Below are 20,446 nucleotides of genomic sequence, written 5' to 3' on the forward strand. Positions count from 1 at the left end.
ATTGACGGCGGCCGGGCCAGCCGGGACAATGCCGGAATGAAAGCCTCTACCGTATGAAAGCCCTCCTCCTGGAAGACGAACAGCGCATCGCCGCCTTCGTCTGCGCCGGCCTGCGCGAGCACGGCTTCCTCGTCGACCATTGTGAAGATGGCAATCTCGCCCACGACTACGCGATGAGCCGCGACTACGACGTGGTGCTGCTCGACGTGATGGTGCCGGGCCGCGACGGCCTGTCCATCCTGAAGGCGCTGCGCGGCGCCGGGCGCGACATGCCCATCATCCTGCTGACCGCCCGCAACGAGCTCGACGACCGCCTGGCCGGCCTGAACCTGGGCGCCGACGACTACCTGGCCAAGCCCTTCTTCGTCGAGGAGCTGGTGGCGCGCATCCACGCGCTGCTGCGCCGGGTCAGCGGCGAGCGGCAGAACATGCTGACAGTCGGCCCGCTGCGGCTGGACCGGCTGAGCCGGGTGGCCGAGGTCGACGGCCGCGCCGTCGAGCTGACCAGCCGCGAGTTCAACCTGATGGAATACCTGATGCGCTCGCCCGGCCGGGTCTACACCCGCACGCAGATCCTCGAACACGTCTGGGGCTATGACTTCGAGCCGCAGACCAATATGGTCGACGTCTGCGTGCAGCGCCTGCGCAAGAAGCTGGAGCTGCCCGACTGCGCCGCCATCGAGGCGGTGCGCGGCGTCGGCTACCGGCTGCGCAAGCCGGACGGCACGGCGTGAGCCGGCAAGACGGCGACGCCGCGAGCGGCCACGCCGCCGCCACGCCGCCGCCGGCGCGGCCGGGCCGCTGGGCGGCCCTGCGGCGCCCCGGCGGCCGGCGGCCGGCGCTGCGGCTACGCTCGTTCCGCCTGCGCATCGCCCTCAGCTCCACCGCCACCGCGCTGGCCGCCATCCTGCTGCTGTACGCCGCCGCCAGCTTGACCATCGTCACGCGGCGCGCCAACATCATCGACCGCATGCTGTCGGCCCACCTGGCCGGACCCGGCCTGCACGCCACGCCGGCCGCGCTGTGGCCGGCCACCGACGCCCAGCTCAACGCCAGCTTCAGCGGCTTCGTGCCGGACGGGGCGAGCGCCGCCTACGCCATCCTGCGCGTCGAACACGCCCAACAGGGCCTCGTCTACCGCAGCGCCGGCTGGCCGGCCGGCCTGGCCGACGCCGCCCCGCCTCCCGCCGGGCAGGCGCCCGAACCGGCGGCCGGGCAGCCGGGCGGAGCGCTGGGCACCGTCGAGCAGGGCGGCCAGAGCTGGCGCCTCGGCCGCGCCACGCGCGGCCCGGTGACGGTGTGGCTCGGGGTCAACCGCAGCCTGTCGGACGCCCAGGTGCGCGCCAGCCTGGGCCGCTTCGGCGCCGCCATCGCCGTGCTGGCCGCGCTGATCGGCGCGCTGGCCTGGTATCTGGCCGGCCGCGCCATGCGTCCGGTGCAACATTTGACCGGGGTGATGCTGAAGCTCAAGGCCAGCGAGCTGGACCAGCGCGTCTCGGCCGCCGACGAGGACCTCGAGTTCGCCCAGCTGGTGACGGTGTTCAACGCCATGCTCGACCGGCTCGAGCGCGGCTTCCTGCAGGCGGCCCGCTTCTCCGGCGACGCCGCCCACGAGCTGAGGACGCCGCTGACCATCCTGCAGGGCGAGCTGGAGCGCGCCTTCGCCGCCGCCGCCGAGCAGCCGCAACTGGAGCAGGGCCTGGCCAATATGCTCGACGAGGTGCGCCGGCTCGACAGCATCGTGCGCAAGCTGTTGCTGCTGGCGCGGGCCGACGCCGGCCAGTTGCAGATCCCGCTGGCGCGGCTCGACCTGCGCCCCCTGCTCGACGACCTGGCCGAGGACGTCGGCCTGCTCGACGCCGCGCGCGAGGTCCGCCTGGACTTGCCAAAAAGAATACAAGTGGGCGGCGACGCCGAGCTGCTCGGCCAGGTCTTGCACAACCTGGTCAGCAACGCCGTCAAATATGGCCTGGCCGGCGGCTGGATCGGCCTGGCGGCGCGGCTGGACGGCGCTTGCTGGCACATCGACGTCGCCAACGCCTCGGCCGGCATTGCCGCCGAGCACCGCGAACGCCTGTTCGACCGCTTCTACCGGGCCGACCACGCCCACAACCGGCGCATCGCCGGGGTCGGCCTGGGCCTGTCGCTGGCGCGCGACATCGCCCGCGCCCACGGCGGCGCGCTGGTCCTGGCCGAGGCCGGCGCGGCGGCGGCGGACGGCGGCGGCGTCGTTTGCTTCCGCCTGAGCTTGCCTGCGGCCGGCGGCAACGATCAAATATGTTGATGTATGTCTTGAAATAGCCCCATACCGTCCCTATAATTGGCACTCGTTAGTAGAGAGTGCTAACAACTCTTGATGGCTGTGTCAACATTGTTGATGTGGCAACCCTACTGGGGACGGGGCCAGGCACACGCCGGCTCCGGACTCACACGCACTACAACCATTGAACTAAAGGAGTTTTGTATGAACCTTCGCCCTTTGAACGATCGCGTCATCGTCAAACGTCTCGACCAGGAAACCAAAACCGCGTCCGGCCTGATCATCCCTGATGCAGCCGCTGAAAAACCGGACCAAGGCGAAGTGCTCGCCGTAGGCAATGGCAAGATTCTGGAAGACGGCAAAGTCCGTCCGCTGGATGTCAAAGTAGGCGACCGCGTCCTGTTCGGCAAATACGCCGGCCAGACCGTCAAAGTCGACGGCCAGGAACTGATGGTCATGCGCGAAGAAGACATCATGGCGATCGTCGTCAAGTAATTTTTACTCAGACGTAGCAATCCCCTATTCCACAAAATTCTGGAGAAACAACATGGCAGCTAAAGAAGTAATTTTCGGCGACGCAGCGCGCGCCAAAATGGTTGAAGGCGTCAACATCCTGGCCAACGCGGTTAAAGTCACCCTGGGTCCTAAGGGCCGCAACGTGGTGCTGGAGCGCTCGTTTGGCGCCCCTACCGTCACCAAGGACGGCGTATCGGTCGCTAAAGAGATCGAACTGAAAGACAAGCTGCAGAACATGGGCGCGCAAATGGTCAAGGAAGTTGCTTCCCGCACCAGCGACAACGCCGGCGACGGCACCACCACCGCCACCGTTCTGGCCCAGGCGATCGTGCGCGAAGGCATGAAGTTCGTTGCCGCCGGCATGAACCCAATGGACCTGAAGCGCGGCATCGACAAGGCAGTCGCTGCCACCGTCGAAGAGCTGGCCAAGATCGCCCGTCCTTGCACCACCACCAAAGAAATCGCCCAAGTCGGCGCCATCTCGGCCAACTCGGACTACTCGATCGGCGAGCGCATCGCTGAGGCGATGGAAAAAGTCGGCAAAGAAGGCGTCATCACCGTGGAAGACGGCAAGTCGCTGAACGACGAGCTGGACATCGTTGAAGGTATGCAGTTCGACCGCGGCTACCTGTCGCCTTACTTCATCAACAACCAAGAGAAGCAAGTCGCGATCCTGGACAATCCATTCGTCCTGCTGTGCGACAAGAAAATCTCCAACATCCGCGACCTGCTGCCGGTACTGGAACAAGTCGCTAAAGCCGGCCGTCCACTGCTGATCATCGCAGAAGACATCGAAGGCGAAGCGCTGGCGACCCTGGTGGTCAACAACATCCGTGGCATCCTGAAAACCTGCGCCGTCAAGGCTCCAGGCTTCGGCGACCGTCGCAAAGCCATGCTGGAAGACATCGCTGTCCTGACCGGCGGCCAGGTTGTTGCTGAAGAAGTCGGCATGACCCTGGAAAAAATCACCCTGGAAGAACTGGGCCAGGCCAAGCGTATCGAAGTCGGCAAAGAAAACACCATCGTCATCGACGGCGCCGGCCAAGCTGCCAACATCGAAGCCCGCGTCAAGCAAGTGCGCGTGCAGATCGAAGAAGCGACCTCGGACTACGACCGTGAAAAACTGCAAGAGCGCGTGGCCAAGCTGGCCGGCGGCGTTGCCGTGATCAAGGTTGGCGCTGCCACCGAAGTCGAAATGAAAGAGAAAAAAGCCCGCGTTGAAGATGCACTGCACGCCACCCGCGCTGCCGTGGAAGAAGGCATTGTTCCTGGCGGCGGCGTTGCCCTGCTGCGCGCACGTGCCAACATCACCGTCAAAGGCGACAACCCGGACCAGGACGCAGGTATCAAGATCGTTCTGCGCGCCATGGAAGAGCCACTGCGCATGATCGTGCAAAACGCCGGCGAAGAATCGTCGGTCGTGGTCGCGGCTGTCCTGGCCGGCAAAGGTAACTACGGTTACAACGCCGCCAACGGCACCTACGGCGACATGGTCGAAATGGGCGTGCTGGATCCAGCCAAGGTCACCCGTTCGGCACTGCAAAACGCAGCGTCGATCGCCGGCCTGATGCTGACCACCGATTGCATGGTTGCTGAAGTCGCAGAAGACAAAGCAGCCGGCGGCATGGGCGGCATGGGTGGTATGGGCGGCATGGGCGGCATGGACGGCATGATGTAATTGCCGGCCGGTCGGGCGCGCGCCGCTACGGCGGCGCGCGCCGGCCAGCCAAACTAAAAAGGGCCAGTTCCTCGCGGAGCTGGCCCTTTTTTTGTTTACGCCGGCCGGCGCCACCCCGCACCACCATTTCGGCGGACCGCACGCGGCGCCAATGGGGGGTCAGACCCCGCATGGGGTCTGACCCCGAATCGGGCTGCCGGCACATCGCCACACTGTTTTCGCGGGGTTCGCTTGCATCAGCGCGGGTAGGTGTCGGCGGCGACGCTGCGCACGGCGTCGAGCAGCATGCGGGCGCCGGGCGAGAGCAGCTGGTTCTGCCGCGTGATGATGCCGAAGGCGTCCATCTGGCAGGGCAGCTCGACCGGCACGATGGCGAACAGCTTGAGCCGCGCGTAGTTGTGCGCCAGCTCGCGCGGGAAGGCGTGCAGCAGGTCGGACTGGCGCAGCAGCTCGCTGATGACGGCCAGCTCGCTGGTGTCGATGACGTTGGCCGGCGGCTCGATGCCGACGCGGCGGAACATCATGTCGAATTTGTGGCGCAGCACGCTGCCCGGCGGCGACAGCACCCAGCCGTAGCCGGCGATGCGCGCCAGGTCCAGCCTGGGCTCGCCGAGCAGCGGGTGGCCGACCCGCGCCACCACGCACAGCGGCTCACTGGCCAGCTCCTCGTAGTGGAACTGGGCCTTGTCCTGGCGTTCGAGCAGGCGGCCGATCATGAAGTCGAGCGCGCCGGCCTGCAGCTGCTCGATCAGGCTGTTGCTCATGTCGACCTGGATGCCGATGCGCAGCAGCGGCGAGTGCCGCTTGACGCTGAGCACGGCGGCGGGCAGCAGGCTGACGCTGGGCGTCATGATGGCGCCGACGTTGACCTGGCCGACCAGGCCGGCCTTCAGCGCGGCGATGTCGTCGTGGGCGTTGTTCAGGTTGGCCAGCGCCATGCGGGCGTGGCGTATCATCGCCTCGCCGAAGATGGTCGGTTCGACGCCGCGCGTGGTGCGCTCGAACAGCTGCACGTCGAGCAGCTCCTCGAGCTCCTTGAGCTGCTTGGAGGCGGCCGGCTGGGTCATCGCCATGTCCTCGGCGGCGCGGTGGATGTTGCGCTGCTCGTCCAGCGCGACCAGCAACAACAGTTGGCGCGTCTTCAGGCGGGTGTGCGGCGTGCGCCGTGGCGGTGCCTGGCTCATGGCGCCGAGGCGCCGAAGCGCGCCACCGGCACGCCGGCCACCTCGACCCGCACGGCGAACAGGCCGCCGGACAGCGGCGCGGCGGCCAGCTGCTCGACGCTGTTGCCCTCGCGCGCGGTGGTGATGTACAGCGTTTTCAAATCGGCGCCGCCCAGGGTGCAGGAGGCCGGGTTGCGCACCGGCAGACGCACCGTCGCCAGCAGCTCGCCGCCCTCGCTGTAGCGGCACACGCGGGCGCCGCCCCACTGGGCGATCCACAGGCAACCCTCGCTGTCGACGGTCATGCCGTCCGGGCCGCCCTCGGCCGCCTGGTCGAACTGGCGCCACAGCGTCGGCTCGCCCAGGTCGCCCCGGACGTCGATCGGGTAGGCGTACACGCGGCCCAGGTAGCTGTCGGTGTGGTACAGGGTGGTGCCCTCGCGGTTGAAGGCGGGGCCGTTGCAGATGTGGTAGCCGCCGGCCTGCACCTGCCAGCTGAAGTCGTGGTCGAGGCGGATCAACTGGCCGTCGGTGCGGTGGTAGTCGCCGTTGTGCATCGAGCCGGCCCAGATGTGGCCGGAGGCGTCGGCCTTGGCGTCGTTCAGGCGCACGCCGGCGGCGGCGTCGAAGGGCCGCGCAACGTACTCGAGGCGCAGCTCCGGCTCCAGCCACAGGTGGGCGATGCCGTCGCGCAGGCCGGCCATGAAGCCGTCGCCGTCGCGCCGCGGGATCAGCCAGCACAGGTACTCGGGCAGGGTCCAGCTGTGCCGCGCGCCGGCGCTGCCGGCGGCGGCGGGGTCGGGGTCTAGGTCGAGCGCGTGCAGGCGGCGGCCCTTCAGGTCGACCAGGTACAGCCGGTTCTGCTCGGCCAGCCACAGCGGCGCCTCGCCCAGTTCGGCGCCCAGCGCCCAGATGCATTCCGCTTCCAGCTCAACCATCCAGTCCTCCCCGTATCGACATTGCATTCCCGAGCCGTCATCATACGGCCATACCGGGCCGCCAGCTAGCACGCTTGGCGGCCGCCGGCCGCCGCCACGCCTAGTGCGATTCGCGCGGCACGGCGTCGCCACGGCAGCCGACCAGGAAGTCGAGGTCGACGCCCCGGTCGGCCTGCAGCACGTGGTCGAAGTACAGCTTGGCGTAGCCGGACTTGGGCGCGACCGGCGCCACCCAGGCGGCGCGGCGGCGCGCGATCTCGTCCTCGGTCACCAGCAGCTCGAGCCGGCGGCCGGCCACGTCGACCTCGATCATGTCGCCGTCGTGCACCAGCGCCAGCAGGCCGCCGGCCATCGACTCGGGCGCCACGTGCAGGATCACCGAGCCGTAGGCGGTGCCGCTCATGCGCGCGTCGGACAGGCGCACCATGTCGGTCACGCCGGCCGCCAGCAGCTTGGCCGGCAAGCCCATGTTGCCCACCTCGGCCATGCCGGGGTAGCCCTTCGGCCCGCAGTTCTTCAACACCATGATGCAGTCGGCGTCGATGTCGAGCAGCGGGTCGTCGATGCGCGCCTTGTAGTGCTCGATGTCCTCGAACACCACTGCGCGGCCGGTGTGCTGCAGCAGCGCCGGCGTCGCCGCCGACGGCTTGATGACGGCGCCCAGCGGCGCCAGGTTGCCGCGCAGGACGGCGATGCCGCCGCTGGCCAGCAAGGGCTTGGCCAGCGGGCGGATCACGGCGTCGTTGAAGCACTCGGCGTCGCGGTTGTTCTCCCACGCGGTCTGCCCGGTGACGGTCAAGGCGTCTTTGTGCAGCAGGCCGGCCTCGGCCAGGCGGCGCAGGATCACCGGCAGGCCGCCGGCGTAGTAGAAGTCCTCCATCAGGAACTCGCCCGACGGCATCAGGTTCAAAATGGTCGGCACCTCGCGGCCCAGGCGGTCCCAGTCGTCCAGGCTGAGATCGACGCCGACGCGGCCGGCGATGGCCAGCAGATGCAGCACGGCGTTGGTGGAGCCGCCGATGGCGGCGTTGGCGCGGATGGCGTTCTCGAAGGCGGCGCGGGTCAGGATGGCCGACGGGCGCAGGTCGGCCTCGACCATCTCGACGATGCGGCGGCCGGCCATCAAGGCCAGCGCGTGGCGGCGCGAATCGACGGCGGGAATGGCCGCGTTCTCCGGCAGCGCGATGCCGAGCGCCTCGACCATGCTGGCCATGGTCGAGGCGGTGCCCATGGTCATGCAGTGGCCGGCGCTGCGCGACATGCAGCTCTCGGCCTTCATGAACTCGCCCTGGCTCATCTGGCCGCCGCGCACCGCCTCGGAGAACTTCCAGACGTGGGTGCCGGAGCCGATGGTCTCGCCGCGATAACGGCCGTTGAGCATCGGCCCGCCCGACAGCACCAAGGTCGGCAGGTCGACGCTGGCGGCGCCCATCAGCAGCGCCGGCGTGGTCTTGTCGCAGCCGACCAGCAGGATCACGCCGTCCAGCGGATGGGCGCGGATCGACTCCTCGACCTCCATCGCCGCCAGGTTGCGGAACAACATGGCGGTCGGCCGCATATTCGTCTCGCCCAGCGACATCGCCGGGAACTCCAGCGGCAGGCCGCCGGCCTGCAGCACGCCCTGCTTGACCTTCTCGGCCAACTGGCGGAAGTGGGCGTTGCAGGGGGTCAGCTCGGACCAGGTGTTGCAGATGCCGATCACCGGGCGCCCGTCGAAGCTGTCGTCGGGCAGGCCCTGGTTCTTCATCCACGAGCGGTGGATAAAGGCGTCCTTGCTGCTGCCGCCGAACCAGTGCTGCGAGCGGCGCATCTTCTTGCCGTCGGGGGTGTCGCCGTGGTTGCCGTTGTTGCCGCCGTTGTTCTCTTCGTGCTTGCTCATCTCTGGGTATCCTTATTGGGTAAGCGGCGAGGCCGCCTGGGTCCGGCGCCAAGCCGCGACGTAGGCGGTGGCGCGTTGCGCCAAGGCGTCCAGGCCGGCGCCCGGGGTGTAGAGCTGGCCGCCGATGCCGAAGCCGCTGGCGCCGGCGCCGACCCAACCGGCCATGTTGTCGGGCGTGATGCCGCCGACCGGCCACAGCGGCACCGAGGCCGGCAACACGCTCTTGAAGGCCTTCAGGCCGGCGTGGCCGAGCATATCGGCCGGAAACAACTTGAGCGCGTGGGCGCCGGCGTCGAGCGCGGCGAAAGCCTCGGTCGGCGTCGCCACGCCGGGCGCGCAGTACATCTCCAACGCGGCGGCGCGGCGGATCACCGCCGGATTGCAGTTGGGCGCGACCAGCAGGCGGCCGCCGGCCCGGTGCACCGCCTCGACGTCGGCCACGCTGAGCATGGTGCCGCCGCCGATCAGCGTGTCGGCCGGCGCGCTGGCGGCCAGCAGGGTGATGCATTCCAGCGCGCCGGGCCGGTTCAGCGGCACTTCGAGCGCGCGCATGCCGGCCTGATAGAGCACGTCGGCGATCGCCAGCGCCTCGGCCGGCGCCAGTCCGCGCAGGATGGCGACCAGGGGAAGTTCGGGGAGAGTGGGTGTCATGGTCTAGGCCTGGTTGAGGAATCGGGACAGCGCGGCGCAGTAGACCTGGTGCGGGTCGAGCACCGCGCATTCCAGGCCGAAGTGGGCGGCGGCGACGGCGTAGCGCTCGGCCAGCGCCGGCGAGCCGATGACGTCGATGCGGGCGCGGGCCGGGTGCCGCGCGGTGGCGGATATCACGCCGGGTGCGGCGGTCTTGGAGGACGCGGAGCCTGTGGCGGCGGCCGAGCTGGCGCCGAATCCGGCGGCGGCGCTCGCGGCGGCGGCGAACTCGGCGCCGATCAGCAGGCCGCTGACGAAGCCGGCCGCCTGCGCCTGCGGCATGGCGCCGGCGACAACGCGGGCGCGCACGCGGAACAGGGAATTGGACAGCGGCTCGCCCAGGCCGGCCTGGCGCAGCCCGGCGGCGAAGGCGTGCGGCTCGGCGCTGTCGCCGTCCATCAGCGCGGCCAGCGTGCCGCCGGCGGCCAGCATCGCGTACAGCTCGCCGGTCATGTAGGTGGCGATGCTGGCGACGGCGCCGTCGCGCAGCAGCACCCATTTGCTGTGGGTGCCGGGCAGCACCAGCCAGCCGTCGCGGCGGCCGAGGGCGACCGCGCCGAGCAGCTGGGTCTCCTCGCCGCGCATGACGTCGACGGCGGAATCGGCCATGGCATCGGCCCCGGCGTCGGCGCGGTAGCAGTAGCCGGGCACGATGTGGCCGCGACCGGCCCAGGCCGGATCGGCCAGCGGCGCCAGATGGGCGGGCAAGCGTTCCAGCGGCAGCGCGCAGTCGGCGTAGGCCACCTCCTGCCAGCCGGCGGCGCTGCCGACCATGCCGGACAACAGCAGCGGCACGTCGGCGCCGATGTCCAGCGCGGTGAGCAGCCCGGCCAACGACTCGCCGAAGCGGCCGCGCACGGCCAACATGCCTTGCTTGTCCTCGTGGCGCGCCAGGCAGTTGCCCTGCCGGTCGATCAGGTAGGCGCGGCGGTTGCTCGTGCCCCAATCTATACCAAGTAGTGTGTGATTCATGAAGGTGGTCGGAAGACGTACTGGACGAAACTGCTGGAACCCTGGCAAGGAGTGTATGAAAACCAGGAATAACATTCCAATGAATTAAATATGAAAAGTGATAACCAATTCGAATCACTCTGCCGCAGCAGAGCCATGCCGCTTGCGCCGGCGCAAGCGGTGTTGCAGCCGGCGCCCCTATAGTGAAAGGCCAACCGCCCGTTCCAACCCCGTCGAGGAGCCGTCATGGACACCGTCAGCCCGCACCGCCCCATCGTCAATTCACAGCAGAAACAACAGGCCTTCGACGCACAGGCGCACAAGCTGGGCCTGAAACCGCGCGACCCGTGGGTGGGCGGCTACGTCGACTACGAGTGGGACCACCTGCGGCTGGTGCTCGACGCCATGCCCTTGCAACTGGAGGGCGTGCCGGTGCTGGAGTTCGGCTGCAACGTCGGCGCCTCGGCGATCTTGTTCTCGCACCTGGGTGCGCACGTCAGCGCCACCGACATCTCGGCGGAGTGGGTCAGCCTGGCGCGGCTCAACGCCGAACGCTACGGCATCGACAACATCGACTTCCGCCACGTGCCCGACTCGCGCCAGCTGCCCTTCGCCGACGGCCAGTTCCAGCTGATCGCCTGCAACAGCGTGCTCGAATACGTCGCGCCGGGGCAGATCGCCGCCGTGCAGCGCGAACTGGACCGGGTGCTGGCGCCCGGCGGCATGATCCTGCTGACCGGCACCAGCAACCGCCTGTGGCCGCAGGAGGCCCATTCCGGCCTGTGGCTGGTCAACTACCTGCCGCGCTGGCTCGACCGGCTGTGGGGCAAGCCGCCGCAGCGCGGCATGTGGCCCTGGCGGGCGGTGCACGGCTTCGGCCCCGGCTACGCCAACCTCGACACCGCCGATCCCGACAACTTCTTCGCCCGCTCCCGGCTCAGCATGGGCGCGCCGGCGGCCAAGCTCAAGCCGCTGCTGTGGGTGGCGCGCCGGCTCGGCGTCGGCCCGGGGCTGCTGGCGCACAACATCTCCTGCCTGCTGCAGAAACCTGGCGCTTGAACGCTGCGCCGCGCCGGGCGGCGCGCGCGGTGCCCGGCGCGGCGCCCTTCGACGCGGCGGCGCCCGACGCAGCGGCGCCCGACGCAGCGGCGCCCGGAGCTAACTGTTGCTCGGGGGATTTCTTTGGTTTAGTATGGCCGACTCTTACTATTCCACTGCAAGGCAGCTGTCATGGCGCAACGCCGCTCGAACAAACACTCCGCCGCCGACAAGACCGCCATGGCGCTGGCAGCCGTGCTGGTGGTCGCCCTGGGTGGCGCCCTTTCCTACCTGAAGCCCGTTACCGCCCTGCCCGCGCCGCTTGAGGCGAACAGCGCGGCGCAGCCAACGGCCGCGCCGCAGCCCGCGCCGACGACGGCCCGGCCGGCCGACACCAGCGGCGAGGCCGCTGCGCCAGGCAAGCGTCGCAGCAAAGAACAGGCCGCCGCCGCGCTGATGGCATTGCCCGAGTTGCGCGCCTGGTCGGCCCAGCTGGACAGGGAATCCGGCGGCAAGGTCCACGGCGCCATCATCGAGTACGACACGGCGCAGCGCACCGTGAAGGGCAAGCGCTACTACCAGTTCAGCTTCGTCGAGAACAGCGCCGAGGCCGCGCTGCGGCGCGACAGCTTCCTCGTCTCCGACAGCGACGACGAGATCCTGGTCGAGGACGTCGTCAACGACGAGCTGATCAGCCTGGCCCGCTGGCGCAAGAACCACTAGGCAACGCCGTCCAAGCGGACGCAAAAAAGCGGCGCCCCGACCTTCGTCGCGGCGCCGCCGTCACATCAAATGCCGGAACGCCGGGAACGCCGGGGTCAGTGCCGACATTCGGACACGAGCTGAGCCTTGCAGCCGTCGCAAACGCCGGGGTTTCAACACAGCGGCTGAGGCCGTGTCCAAATGTCGGCACTGACCCCGCCGGCTGACCCCGCCGGCTGACCCCGCCGGCTGCTGCCCCCCGCAGGGTGTTGATATCAGGTGGCTGCGCGCGCGGCTGGGGCCGGCGCGGCCGCTGCGCCGTTGACGCGGCCGACCCACCATACCGTGAACAAGGTCAGGCCGGCGGCGAGGTAGCCGTTGCTGCCGTAGCCGATGATGTGGCCGCTGCTGTCGCTGTGCAGGCTCATGCCGCCGATCAGGGCGCCGACGCCGCTGCCCAGCTGTTGCAGCGCGGAGTTGGCGCTGAGGAAGGCGCCGCGCTTGGCCGGATCGGGAATCGTCGTCATCAGCGCCTGCAAGGGAATGTTGCGGCCGGCGACCGAGGTCATGAAGAAGGGGAAGAACAAGATGATCGCCAGCAGGGGCATCTGCGGCATGTGCGTCATGAACAGCATCGGCAGTATCGAGAACAGGGCCATGTAGCGGTACACCTGGTGCTTGCCGACACGGTCGGCCCAGCGGCCGATCAGCCGCGAACTGAACAAGGTGGCGCAGCCGCCGGCCAGGTAGACGTAGGTGATCTCGGCCGGCTGCACGCCGAGGTTGTTGACCAGCACCGGCGAAATGAAGGGGATAACCAGCATGCCGGTCAGCATGTTGACACCCGACAGCAGGAAGGCGCTCAGGTGGCGCGGCACGCGGAACAGGCCGATCAAATTCGGCACCACCTCGGACAGGGGCACGCGCTTGCTCAGGTGGCCGTCCAGCTTGGGCAGCACGCGGGCGGCCAGCGCCCAAATGATGAGCGAGAACACCACCAGCAGATAAAACGGCGACTGCCAGCCGAACTTGGCCGCCAGCACCACGCCGACCGGCACGCCGGCCACGGCGGCCATGCTGAACGAGGTCATCACGATGCCGGTGGCGGCGCCGCGCCGCTGCGGCGGGATCAGGTCGCCGATGATGGCCATGACGATCGAGGCCAGCACGCCGCCGGTCAGGCCGGCGAAGGCGCGCGACCACACCAGCAGGTGGAAGGTGGGCGCCAGCGCGCAGGCGAGGTTGGACAGGTTGAACAGGAAGAACATCGTCAGCAGCAGGCGCTTGCGCGAGAAGCGGTCGATGTAGGTGGCCGCCAGCAGGCCGGACAGGCCGGCGCACCAGGCGTAGACGGAGACGGCGCCGGACACGGTGCTGGCTTCGATGTTGAAGGCGCGCATCAGCTGCGGCGCCAGCGGCATCATCACCATGAAGTCCATGACGACGGTGAACTGGGTCAGCGCGAGCAGCCACAGCAGGATGCGCTCGCGCGCCGGGGACAAGGGGACAGTGGTCATATTGTTATTGGTAGAGGTTGGTGAGTGAGCGCCTACAACTGCTCGATCTCGGCGGTGGCGCGGCGCAGGATGGCCTGGATCAGGGCCAGCTTGGCCTCGTCCGGGTTGTTCTCGCGCACTTGCTGGATCACCGCCACTTTCAACGCGTGCATGCTGCCACGCACGTCGCCGTGGCCGCCGGCCGGCTCGTTCATGCGCGCCATGATGGCGTCGACGAACTGGCGGTTCTCGGCCAGGAAGGCCGCGCCCTCGGGCGTGATGGTGTGCAGCTTCTTGTTACCGTCCGGCGTGGCCGAGACGTGGCCCATGTCGAGCAGCATCGACAGCAGCGGGTAGATCGCGCCCGGGCTGGGGGTGTAGCTGCCGCCGGCGCGCTGCTCGAGCTCCTTGATGATTTCATAGCCGTGGCGCGGCTTTTCGCTGATCAGCTGCAACACGATGTAGCGCATGGCGCCGGCGTCGAACATCTTCGGGCCACGGCCGCCGCCGCCGTGGTGACGACCATGCATGTGGTGGAAACGGTGGGCTGCGTGAAGAAAACGGAACATGGTGAACTCCTTAAGATATATCGCAATAAGATATATCTTAAACTGTTTTTTGCTGAGTTCAAGAAGTTTTTTTGTAACACGTATGTGTCTGAGAAATGTGTCCGAGAAAGTTCCATAATGCAAGGAAGTGGCTTGCATGTTGTACACTTTCCCACATGAGACCGACCGCCCCGCTATTCCGCCCACTGTCCATCGACGACGTCGACGCCTTCCGCGCGCTGCGCCTGCGCGGCATGCTGGAGAAGCCGGAAACCTTCCGCACCAGTTACGCCGAGGAGGCCGCCCTGCCCCTGATCCGCCTGCAACAACGGCTGATCCACACGCCGCACCAGCGCATGTTCGGCGCCTGGGATGGCGACACTTTGGTGGGCATGGCGGGCTTGAAGCGCGAACCGATCGCCGTGGTGCACGAGCGCGCCAACATCTGGGGCGTGTATGTGGCGCCGCAGGCGCGCGGCGCCGGCTTGGCGCGCGGGCTGATCGGCGCGGCGCTGGACTACGCGCGCACGCTGCCGGAACTGCGCCGGGTGACCTTGATGGTGAACGTGGACAATGCGGCGGCCCGCGCCTTGTACCGCAAACTGGGTTTCACATTGGTGGCGGGAACGCTGGATGCCCAGCGGGACGAGCAGATGCAGCTGTTACTGAGGCCTGCGGAGGCTGTAGAGGCTGCCGCAAAATAGGCGCGGCAAGCAAAGCGCCGCAACGACGTTGCGGCCCGTTGCGGCTGCCTCGCCTAGCTGTCGAGGTGGGAGATCAACAGGCGCCGGCTTTCCGCCTCGACACCCTTGCTGGCCTTGCGCTCCAGCACCAGCTCGGAGTTCTGCGCGTCGAGCGAAATGCCGACCGACAAAATGTCGATCAGCAGCAGTTGCAGGATGCGCGAGATCATCGACAAGAAGGTGGTGCTGTCCTCGCTGTGGTCGACCGCCAGGCAAACGGTGGCCTTCTTGGCCAGCGGCGAGTTGCTGCTGGTGATGGCGATGACGTCGGCGCCGGCCGCGCGCGCCGCGTCGACCGCCTGCAGCAACTCGGGCAGCTTGCCGGAGTTGGAGATGGCGATCACCACGTCGCCCGCCGTCAACAGCTCGGCCGCCAGCGTGAACAAATGCGAGTCGCCGTACACCGAGGTGGGGATGCGGAAACGGAAGAACTTGTGCTGGCCGTCCAGCGCCACCACGCGCGAATTGCCCATGGCGTAGAACTCGACCCGCTTCGACTTGGCGATCAGGGCGATGGCGCGGTCCAGCGAGCGCACGTCCAACTGGTCGCGGAATTTCAAAATCGCCGAGACGGTGTTGTCGATCACCTTGGCGCTCAGGTCGTGGGTGGAGTCGCTGATGCGCACCTGGCTGTGGCGCACCGGAATCGCGCCGGTCAGGCTGCTGGCGAACTTCAGCTTGAAGTCGGCCAGGCCGAGGAAACCGAGCGAGCGGCAGAAGCGGATCACGGTCGGCTGGCTCACCTCGGCCATGCGGGCGATGTCGGCGATCGGCTCGTTGAGCACCAGGCGCGGCTGCTCCAGCACCAGGCTGGCGACGCGCTGCTCGGCCGGCGTCAGCTCGTGCTGCAGATGCTGCACGCGCTCCATCAGCGTGTTGGCGCCGCTGCGGCCGCGCAGGTGTTCGGACAAAATGGTCGCCACGCCGTAGAAGGCCGGGTTGGGCGTGGTGATGACGTAGGTCGGGATCTCCGACAGATAGCTGGTGAAGCGCCCCTTTGCCTCGAAGCGCGAGCGGAACGGCGACGATGCGAACCATTCGCCCATGCGCGGCACGATGCCGCCGCCGATGAACACGCCGCCGAAGGCACCCAGGGTCACGGCCAGGTTGGCGCTGGCGCCGCCCAGCATGGCGCAGAAGCATTCCAACACTTCCAGGCACAGCGGGTCCTTGTCGCTCAGCGCGCCGGACATGATCTCCTGCGAGCTCAGGTCGCGCACCTGGCGGCCGTTGCGCTTGGCGATGGCGCGGTAGATGATTTCCATGCCGGGGCCGGAAATCAAGCGCTCGGTGGACACGTGCGACCAGGTTTGCCAGGCGTATTGCAGGATCGAGTATTCACGCTCGTCGGCCGGCGCGAAGTTGGTGTGGCCGCCCTCGCTGCCCAGGGTGACGAAGCCGTCGACCGTGGGGATCACGCCGGACACGCCCAGGCCGGTGCCCGGCCCCAGTACGCCGATGACGGAGTTGCTGGCCGGCGCGCCGCCGCCCACCTGCATCAGGTCGGCCGGCTTGAGGCCCGGCAGCGACATCGCCAGCGCGGTGAAGTCGTTGACCACCAGCAGGGTGTGCAGGCCGAGGGCGCGGCGCACCTCGTCGGTGGAAAATTCCCAGTCGCGGTTGGTCATGCGCACCTGGTCGCCGCTCACCGGGTTGGCCACCGCGAGGGCGGCGTGGTTCAGGGTGATGTCGGCGTGGTCGGCCAGATAGGAGCGCAATAGCGGCACGATGCCGGTGAAATCGTCGCATTTGAGCACGCGCACGGCGCGGAACTCGCCCGGCGCCGTTTGCAGCGCGAAGCGGGCGTGGGTGGCGCCAATATCGGCCAGCAGTCGCGGCCCGTCGGCAAAGGCGGTGCGGTTGAGTTTTTGGTCCACTTCAGCTTGTTTCATCGTCGATTCAGTCAAAACAGATGGGCAACGGGTTTTGTTGAGAATACTTTAACGCCCCGAGAGGCGGCAAGGATAACCGAAATACGCGATGTTAAGAAGGAACTGCCTGCAAACAGTGATCGCGGCGCTACGTCCAAGATGTCGGCGCAACTAGCATAGGGTCAGACCCTAGGGTCTGACCCTGACATCCGCCCGTTGATCGCCCCGCCCAAGACGTTCCCGAACAAAGCGTCGCATATCACCCTATGAAGATGCGCTTATTTGAGCAGGCCGAACCACGCGCCGAAGGCCGTCAGTTGCAGCACGCCGTCGACCAGCTCGCCCGGCAGCCCGTAGCCGGCCATCTTCTCGGCGCCGGCCGCCTGCGGCAGCGCCATGCTGTGCGCCGCGCCGCCCAGGTTGAACACGGCGACGATGCTGCGCTCGCCGGCCAAGTCGCGGCGCAGGGCCAGCAGCGGCTCGGGCGCGTCGAAGAAGACGATCTCGCCGCGCGTCAACTGCGGCAGCTGGCGGCGCCAGGCGATGATCTTGCGAGCGAAGGCCAGCGCCGACTCCGGGTCCTTCTCCTGCAGCGAGGCGGCCTTGGCCAGGTGCGGCGCGGCCACCGGCAGCCACGGCTTGCCGCTGGTGAAGCCGCCGGCCGGCGCCTGGTCGTCCCAGGCGATCGGCGTGCGGCAGCCGTCGCGGCCCTTGAACTCGGGCCAGAAGGTGATGCCGTACGGGTCTTGCAGCAGCTCGAAGGGCACGTCGGCCTCGCCGAAGGCCAGCTCGTCGCCCTGGTACAGGCAGGGCGTGCCCTTCAGCGACAGCTGCATCGCCAGGATCATCTTGGCGAAGGCGACCGGCGCCTCGGCGCCGCCCCAGCGGCTGGCGACGCGCTGCACGTCGTGGTTGCCGACCGACCAGGAGGCCCAGCCGCCCTTGACGCGCGCCTCGAACTGCTCGACCTGGGTGCGGATGTACTGGGCCGAGCATTGCGGCACCAGCAGGTTGAAGCTGTAGGCCAGGTGCAGCTTGTCGCCGTCGGCGGTGTACTCGGCCATGACGGCCAGCGAATCGTCGGCGCCCACTTCACCGATGGCCACGGCGCCGTACTCGTTGAGCAGGCTGCGCAGCTTTTTCAGGAAGGCCAGGTTTTCCGGCCGGCTCTTGTCGTAGACGTGGGCCTGCATGCCGTAGGGATTGACGTCGGACACGGTGGCGGTGTCGCGGTTGACGGCCGGCGGATTGCTGCGCAGCTCGGTGTCGTGGAAGTGGAAGTTGCAGGCGTCCAGGCGCACGCCGTCGACGCCGCGTTCCAGCCAGAAGCGCAGGCAGTCCAGATGGGCCTGCTGCACCTCGGGGTTGTGGAAGTTCATGTCCGGCTGGCTGACCAGGAAGTTGTGCATATAGTATTGGCGGCGCCGGCTGTCCCATTGCCACGACGAGCCGCCGAACACCGACATCCAGTTGTTCGGCGGATTGCCGTCCGGCAGGGGATCGGCCCAGACGTACCAGTCGGCCTTGGGATTGTCGCGGCTGGCGCGGCTTTCCTTGAACCAGGCGTGCTCGTCAGCGGTGTGCGACATCACCTGGTCGATCATGATCTTCAGGCCCAGGCCGTGGGCGCGGGCGACCAGCTGGTCGAAGTCGGCCAGGGTGCCGAACATCGGATCGACGTCGCAATAGTCCGACACGTCGTAGCCGAAGTCCTTCATCGGCGACTTGAAGTAGGGCGAGATCCAAACGATGTCCACGCCCAGCGAGGCGATGTAGTCCAGCTTGGCGGTGATGCCGGGCAGGTCGCCGATGCCGTCGCCGTTGGTGTCGAGGAAGCTGCGCGGATATACCTGGTAGATGATCGCGTCGCGATACCAGGTGGACTGGGCGGAGGGCTGGGGTGTTGGCATCGTCATATCGTTATCCTGGGGGGAGGTGGCGCCGGCGGGCATTTCGCCTATATTGAGTTTGTAGATAATATACATCATGAAAATGAATTTTTCAATCAGCACAGCGCCTTAGCAATACAAGCAAATACCCTTTAAAATCAATATGATATCAATAATTAAAGGAATCAACACCGAATAAGATAGTAGTCAAACTACACAAATATTGAACAACATGGCTTTGCCGCCCCAACTTTCATCAACGTTCCCTGCTTGCCAAGCCCTGCCGTTCCACTTAGCATCCCGAACAGTTAAAAATAAGGGGACACACAATGTCACTGGACACATTACAAACGGGCAACGGACCGATGCCCAAACAAATTCCATACATCATCGCCAACGAGGGCTGCGAACGCTTCAGCTTCTACGGCATGCGCAACATCCTGACGCCCTTCCTGATCAGCACCTTGCTGCTGTTCATCCCGCTGGGCGACCGTCCGAGCGAGGCCAAGCACATCTTCCACACCTTCGTCATCGGCGTGTATTTCTTCCCGCTGCTGGGCGGCTGGCTGGCCGACCGCTTCTTCGGCAAGTACAACACCATCTTCTGGATGAGTTTGATCTACGTGGCCGGCCACGCCTGCCTGGCGATCTTCGAGGACAACCTGAAGGGCTTCTACTTCGGCCTGTTCCTGATCGCCTTCGGCTCGGGCGGCATCAAGCCGCTGGTGGTCTCCTTCGTCGGCGACCAGTTCGACCAGAGCAACAAGAACAAGGCCAAGGTGGTGTTCGACACCTTCTATTGGATGATCAACTTCGGCTCCTTCTTCGCCTCGCTGTTGATGCCGATCTTCCTGCGCGACTACGGCCCCGGCGTCGCCTTCGGCATTCCCGGCATCCTGATGTTCATCGCGACGATGGTGTTCTGGCTCGGCAACAAGAAATACGTCCACGTGCCACCGGCGCCGCCGAATCCCGACTCGGTGATGAACGTGGCGCGCACCGCGCTGCTGGCCAAGCGCGACGGCCAGGGCAACCCCGGCCTGGTGATGGCCGGCGTGGGCGTGCTCGGCGCCATCGGCTCGCTGGCCATGACGCCGCAATGGGGCTTCGTCATCGCCGCCTGCACCGCCGTGGTGTTGTTGCTGGCCTTCGGCGGCATGGGCACCGCGCTGCAACTGGAGCGCGCCCGTGGCGCCCACCCGGACGAGGCGGTCGAGGGCGTGCGCGCCGTGCTGCGCATCCTGATCGTGTTCGCGCTGGCCACGCCGTTCTGGTCGCTGTTCGACCAGAAGGCCTCGACCTGGATCATCCAGGCCAACGACATGAACAAGCCCGACTGGTTCCTGCCGGCGCAGATGCAGGCGCTGAACCCGGCGCTGGTGATGCTGCTGATCCCGTTCAACAACCTGGTGTTGTTCCCGCTGCTGCGCCGCCTGGGCTGGGAGCCGAGCTCGCTGCGCCGCATGACGGTTGGCATCGCCTTCAGCTCGCTGGCCTGGATCGTCATCGGCGGCATCCAGGTGTACATGGACGGCGGCACCAGCATGTCGATCGCCTGGCAGATCCTGCCCTACGCCCTGCTGACCTTCGGCGAGGTGCTGGTGTCGGCCTCCGGCCTGGAATTCGCCTACAGCCAGGCGCCCGCGTCGATGAAGGGCACCATCATGAGCCTGTGGTATCTGGGCACGACCATCGGCAGCCTGTGGGTGCTGATCGCCAACGCCAGCGTCAAGAACGACGCCGTCAACGCCTACATCGCCTCGACCGGCATGAGCGTGATCTCCTTCCAGATGTTCTTCTTCGCGGCGTTCGCGATGGTCGCCGCCGCTTTCTTCGGCTGGTACGCCAAGAGCTACCGCATGGTCGACAACTACCGCAGCGCCAAGGCCGCCTGAGGCCGACCCCGCGCCGGCGCCGGCAGGCGCCGGCGCGGGGGCGCGGCACGCCAGGGCCGAACCGCAGGGTTCGGCCCTTTTTTTGGTTCCACCCCGCACGTCGATACGCCACGGGGTCTGACCCCGGATGGGGTCAGACCCCTCTGGTTGCGGGGTAAGGCTGGCGTACCACGAATCCGCGAAGAACCT

At 67.3% G+C, this 20,446-nt stretch carries 17 protein-coding genes; 8 read left to right on the plus strand and 9 right to left on the minus strand.

Annotated features, from left to right (window positions below; all coding sequences use genetic code 11):
* Window positions 1-53 precede the first annotated feature (53 nt).
* The 4 genes from BM252_RS05870 to groL all read left to right on the plus strand — a co-directional run bounded on the left by BM252_RS05870 (window position 54) and on the right by groL (window position 4,454).
* Window positions 54-734 carry a response regulator transcription factor gene (locus BM252_RS05870; protein WP_093384920.1) on the plus strand — a complete coding sequence of 227 codons (681 nt, stop codon included), beginning with the start codon at window positions 54-56 and terminating at the stop codon, window positions 732-734.
* Window positions 731-2,284, plus strand: coding sequence for a sensor histidine kinase (locus tag BM252_RS05875; protein WP_245774105.1), 1,554 nt, complete (start codon window positions 731-733; stop codon window positions 2,282-2,284). Before BM252_RS05870 ends, BM252_RS05875 begins: the two co-directional genes overlap by 4 nt.
* A 180-nt stretch (window positions 2,285-2,464) precedes the next feature.
* A complete protein-coding gene (gene groES / locus BM252_RS05880) occupies window positions 2,465-2,755 on the plus strand; it encodes a co-chaperone GroES (protein WP_008451606.1) in 291 nt (96 codons plus the stop codon).
* A 52-nt stretch (window positions 2,756-2,807) separates the two neighbouring features.
* Entirely contained in the window at window positions 2,808-4,454 is a 1,647-nt protein-coding gene (gene groL, locus BM252_RS05885; RefSeq protein WP_093384923.1) for a chaperonin GroEL, read from the plus strand.
* A gap of 236 nt (window positions 4,455-4,690) precedes the next feature.
* On the opposite strand, the gene BM252_RS05890 is transcribed toward groL, so the two are convergent.
* The 5 genes from BM252_RS05890 to BM252_RS05910 form a co-directional block, all read right to left on the minus strand.
* A complete protein-coding gene (locus BM252_RS05890; RefSeq protein ID WP_093384927.1) occupies window positions 4,691-5,638 on the minus strand; it encodes a LysR substrate-binding domain-containing protein in 948 nt (315 codons plus the stop codon).
* Entirely contained in the window at window positions 5,635-6,555 is a 921-nt protein-coding gene (locus BM252_RS05895; RefSeq protein WP_093384930.1) for an SMP-30/gluconolactonase/LRE family protein, read from the minus strand. The genes BM252_RS05890 and BM252_RS05895 overlap by 4 nt, the downstream gene beginning before the upstream one ends.
* Before the next feature lie 100 nt (window positions 6,556-6,655).
* Window positions 6,656-8,365 (minus strand): IlvD/Edd family dehydratase, encoded by a 1,710-nt coding sequence (locus BM252_RS05900; protein WP_093385174.1) that lies wholly within the window; start codon window positions 8,363-8,365, stop codon window positions 6,656-6,658.
* A gap of 81 nt (window positions 8,366-8,446) precedes the next feature.
* Entirely contained in the window at window positions 8,447-9,085 is a 639-nt protein-coding gene (locus BM252_RS05905) for a 2-dehydro-3-deoxy-6-phosphogalactonate aldolase (protein WP_093384933.1), read from the minus strand.
* A 3-nt stretch (window positions 9,086-9,088) separates the two neighbouring features.
* Window positions 9,089-10,096, minus strand: a complete 1,008-nt coding sequence (locus BM252_RS05910; RefSeq protein ID WP_093384936.1) for a 2-dehydro-3-deoxygalactonokinase — start codon at window positions 10,094-10,096, stop codon at window positions 9,089-9,091.
* A gap of 225 nt (window positions 10,097-10,321) precedes the next feature.
* On the opposite strand from BM252_RS05910, the gene BM252_RS05915 reads away from it, so the two are divergent.
* Together BM252_RS05915 and BM252_RS05920 are read left to right on the plus strand one after the other, a co-directional pair.
* Window positions 10,322-11,134 (plus strand): class I SAM-dependent methyltransferase, encoded by an 813-nt coding sequence (locus tag BM252_RS05915; RefSeq protein ID WP_093384939.1) that lies wholly within the window; start codon window positions 10,322-10,324, stop codon window positions 11,132-11,134.
* A gap of 171 nt (window positions 11,135-11,305) precedes the next feature.
* Window positions 11,306-11,836, plus strand: a complete 531-nt coding sequence (locus tag BM252_RS05920) for a hypothetical protein (RefSeq protein ID WP_245774106.1) — start codon at window positions 11,306-11,308, stop codon at window positions 11,834-11,836.
* 254 nt (window positions 11,837-12,090) lie between these two features.
* On the opposite strand, the gene BM252_RS05925 is transcribed toward BM252_RS05920, so the two are convergent.
* Complete coding sequence (locus BM252_RS05925) at window positions 12,091-13,332, minus strand: MFS transporter (protein WP_093384942.1); 1,242 nt, start codon at window positions 13,330-13,332, stop codon at window positions 12,091-12,093.
* A gap of 32 nt (window positions 13,333-13,364) precedes the next feature.
* The gene (locus BM252_RS05930) at window positions 13,365-13,880 is read right to left on the minus strand and encodes a PadR family transcriptional regulator (RefSeq protein ID WP_093384945.1); all 516 of its coding nucleotides are present in this window, start codon (window positions 13,878-13,880) and stop codon (window positions 13,365-13,367) included.
* Between the two features lie 155 nt (window positions 13,881-14,035).
* Between BM252_RS05930 and BM252_RS05935 the strand changes: the two genes are divergently transcribed.
* Entirely contained in the window at window positions 14,036-14,563 is a 528-nt protein-coding gene (locus BM252_RS05935) for a GNAT family N-acetyltransferase (protein ID WP_174900430.1), read from the plus strand.
* 53 nt (window positions 14,564-14,616) lie between these two features.
* Here BM252_RS05935 and BM252_RS05940 read toward each other — a convergent pair whose 3' ends face one another.
* Window positions 14,617-16,494 carry a glucokinase gene (locus BM252_RS05940; RefSeq protein WP_093384951.1) on the minus strand — a complete coding sequence of 626 codons (1,878 nt, stop codon included), beginning with the start codon at window positions 16,492-16,494 and terminating at the stop codon, window positions 14,617-14,619.
* 257 nt (window positions 16,495-16,751) lie between these two features.
* Window positions 16,752-18,383: an alpha-amylase family glycosyl hydrolase gene (locus tag BM252_RS05945; protein ID WP_093385179.1), complete on the minus strand. Its 1,632-nt coding sequence runs from the start codon at window positions 18,381-18,383 to the stop codon at window positions 16,752-16,754.
* A gap of 344 nt (window positions 18,384-18,727) precedes the next feature.
* On the opposite strand from BM252_RS05945, the gene BM252_RS05950 reads away from it, so the two are divergent.
* Window positions 18,728-20,257 carry a POT-type proton-dependent oligopeptide transporter gene (locus BM252_RS05950; RefSeq protein ID WP_093384954.1) on the plus strand — a complete coding sequence of 510 codons (1,530 nt, stop codon included), beginning with the start codon at window positions 18,728-18,730 and terminating at the stop codon, window positions 20,255-20,257.
* The last annotated feature ends 189 nt before the right edge of the window (window positions 20,258-20,446 follow it).

Origin of the sequence: Rugamonas rubra (assembly GCF_900114705.1) — a bacterium.
In the GTDB taxonomy this organism is placed as follows: Bacteria; Pseudomonadota; Gammaproteobacteria; order Burkholderiales; family Burkholderiaceae_D; genus Rugamonas; species Rugamonas rubra.

Excerpts from the sequence above, each read along its gene's own strand:
- BM252_RS05870 (WP_093384920.1), top strand. The coding sequence starts at position 54 with ATGAAAGCCCTCCTCCTGGAAGACGAACAGCGCATCGCCGCCTTCGTC.
- groES (WP_008451606.1), top strand. The coding sequence starts at position 2,465 with ATGAACCTTCGCCCTTTGAACGATCGCGTCATCGTCAAACGTCTCGAC.
- groL (WP_093384923.1), top strand. The coding sequence starts at position 2,808 with ATGGCAGCTAAAGAAGTAATTTTCGGCGACGCAGCGCGCGCCAAAATG.
- BM252_RS05890 (WP_093384927.1), bottom strand. The coding sequence starts at position 5,638 with ATGAGCCAGGCACCGCCACGGCGCACGCCGCACACCCGCCTGAAGACG.
- BM252_RS05895 (WP_093384930.1), bottom strand. The coding sequence starts at position 6,555 with ATGGTTGAGCTGGAAGCGGAATGCATCTGGGCGCTGGGCGCCGAACTG.
- BM252_RS05900 (WP_093385174.1), bottom strand. The coding sequence starts at position 8,365 with ATGCGCCGCTCGCAGCACTGGTTCGGCGGCAGCAGCAAGGACGCCTTT.
- BM252_RS05905 (WP_093384933.1), bottom strand. The coding sequence starts at position 9,085 with ATGACACCCACTCTCCCCGAACTTCCCCTGGTCGCCATCCTGCGCGGA.
- BM252_RS05910 (WP_093384936.1), bottom strand. The coding sequence starts at position 10,096 with ATGAATCACACACTACTTGGTATAGATTGGGGCACGAGCAACCGCCGC.
- BM252_RS05915 (WP_093384939.1), top strand. The coding sequence starts at position 10,322 with ATGGACACCGTCAGCCCGCACCGCCCCATCGTCAATTCACAGCAGAAA.
- BM252_RS05920 (WP_245774106.1), top strand. The coding sequence starts at position 11,306 with ATGGCGCAACGCCGCTCGAACAAACACTCCGCCGCCGACAAGACCGCC.
- BM252_RS05925 (WP_093384942.1), bottom strand. The coding sequence starts at position 13,332 with ATGACCACTGTCCCCTTGTCCCCGGCGCGCGAGCGCATCCTGCTGTGG.
- BM252_RS05930 (WP_093384945.1), bottom strand. The coding sequence starts at position 13,880 with ATGTTCCGTTTTCTTCACGCAGCCCACCGTTTCCACCACATGCATGGT.
- BM252_RS05935 (WP_174900430.1), top strand. The coding sequence starts at position 14,036 with ATGAGACCGACCGCCCCGCTATTCCGCCCACTGTCCATCGACGACGTC.
- BM252_RS05940 (WP_093384951.1), bottom strand. The coding sequence starts at position 16,494 with ATGAAACAAGCTGAAGTGGACCAAAAACTCAACCGCACCGCCTTTGCC.
- BM252_RS05945 (WP_093385179.1), bottom strand. The coding sequence starts at position 18,383 with ATGCCAACACCCCAGCCCTCCGCCCAGTCCACCTGGTATCGCGACGCG.
- BM252_RS05950 (WP_093384954.1), top strand. The coding sequence starts at position 18,728 with ATGCCCAAACAAATTCCATACATCATCGCCAACGAGGGCTGCGAACGC.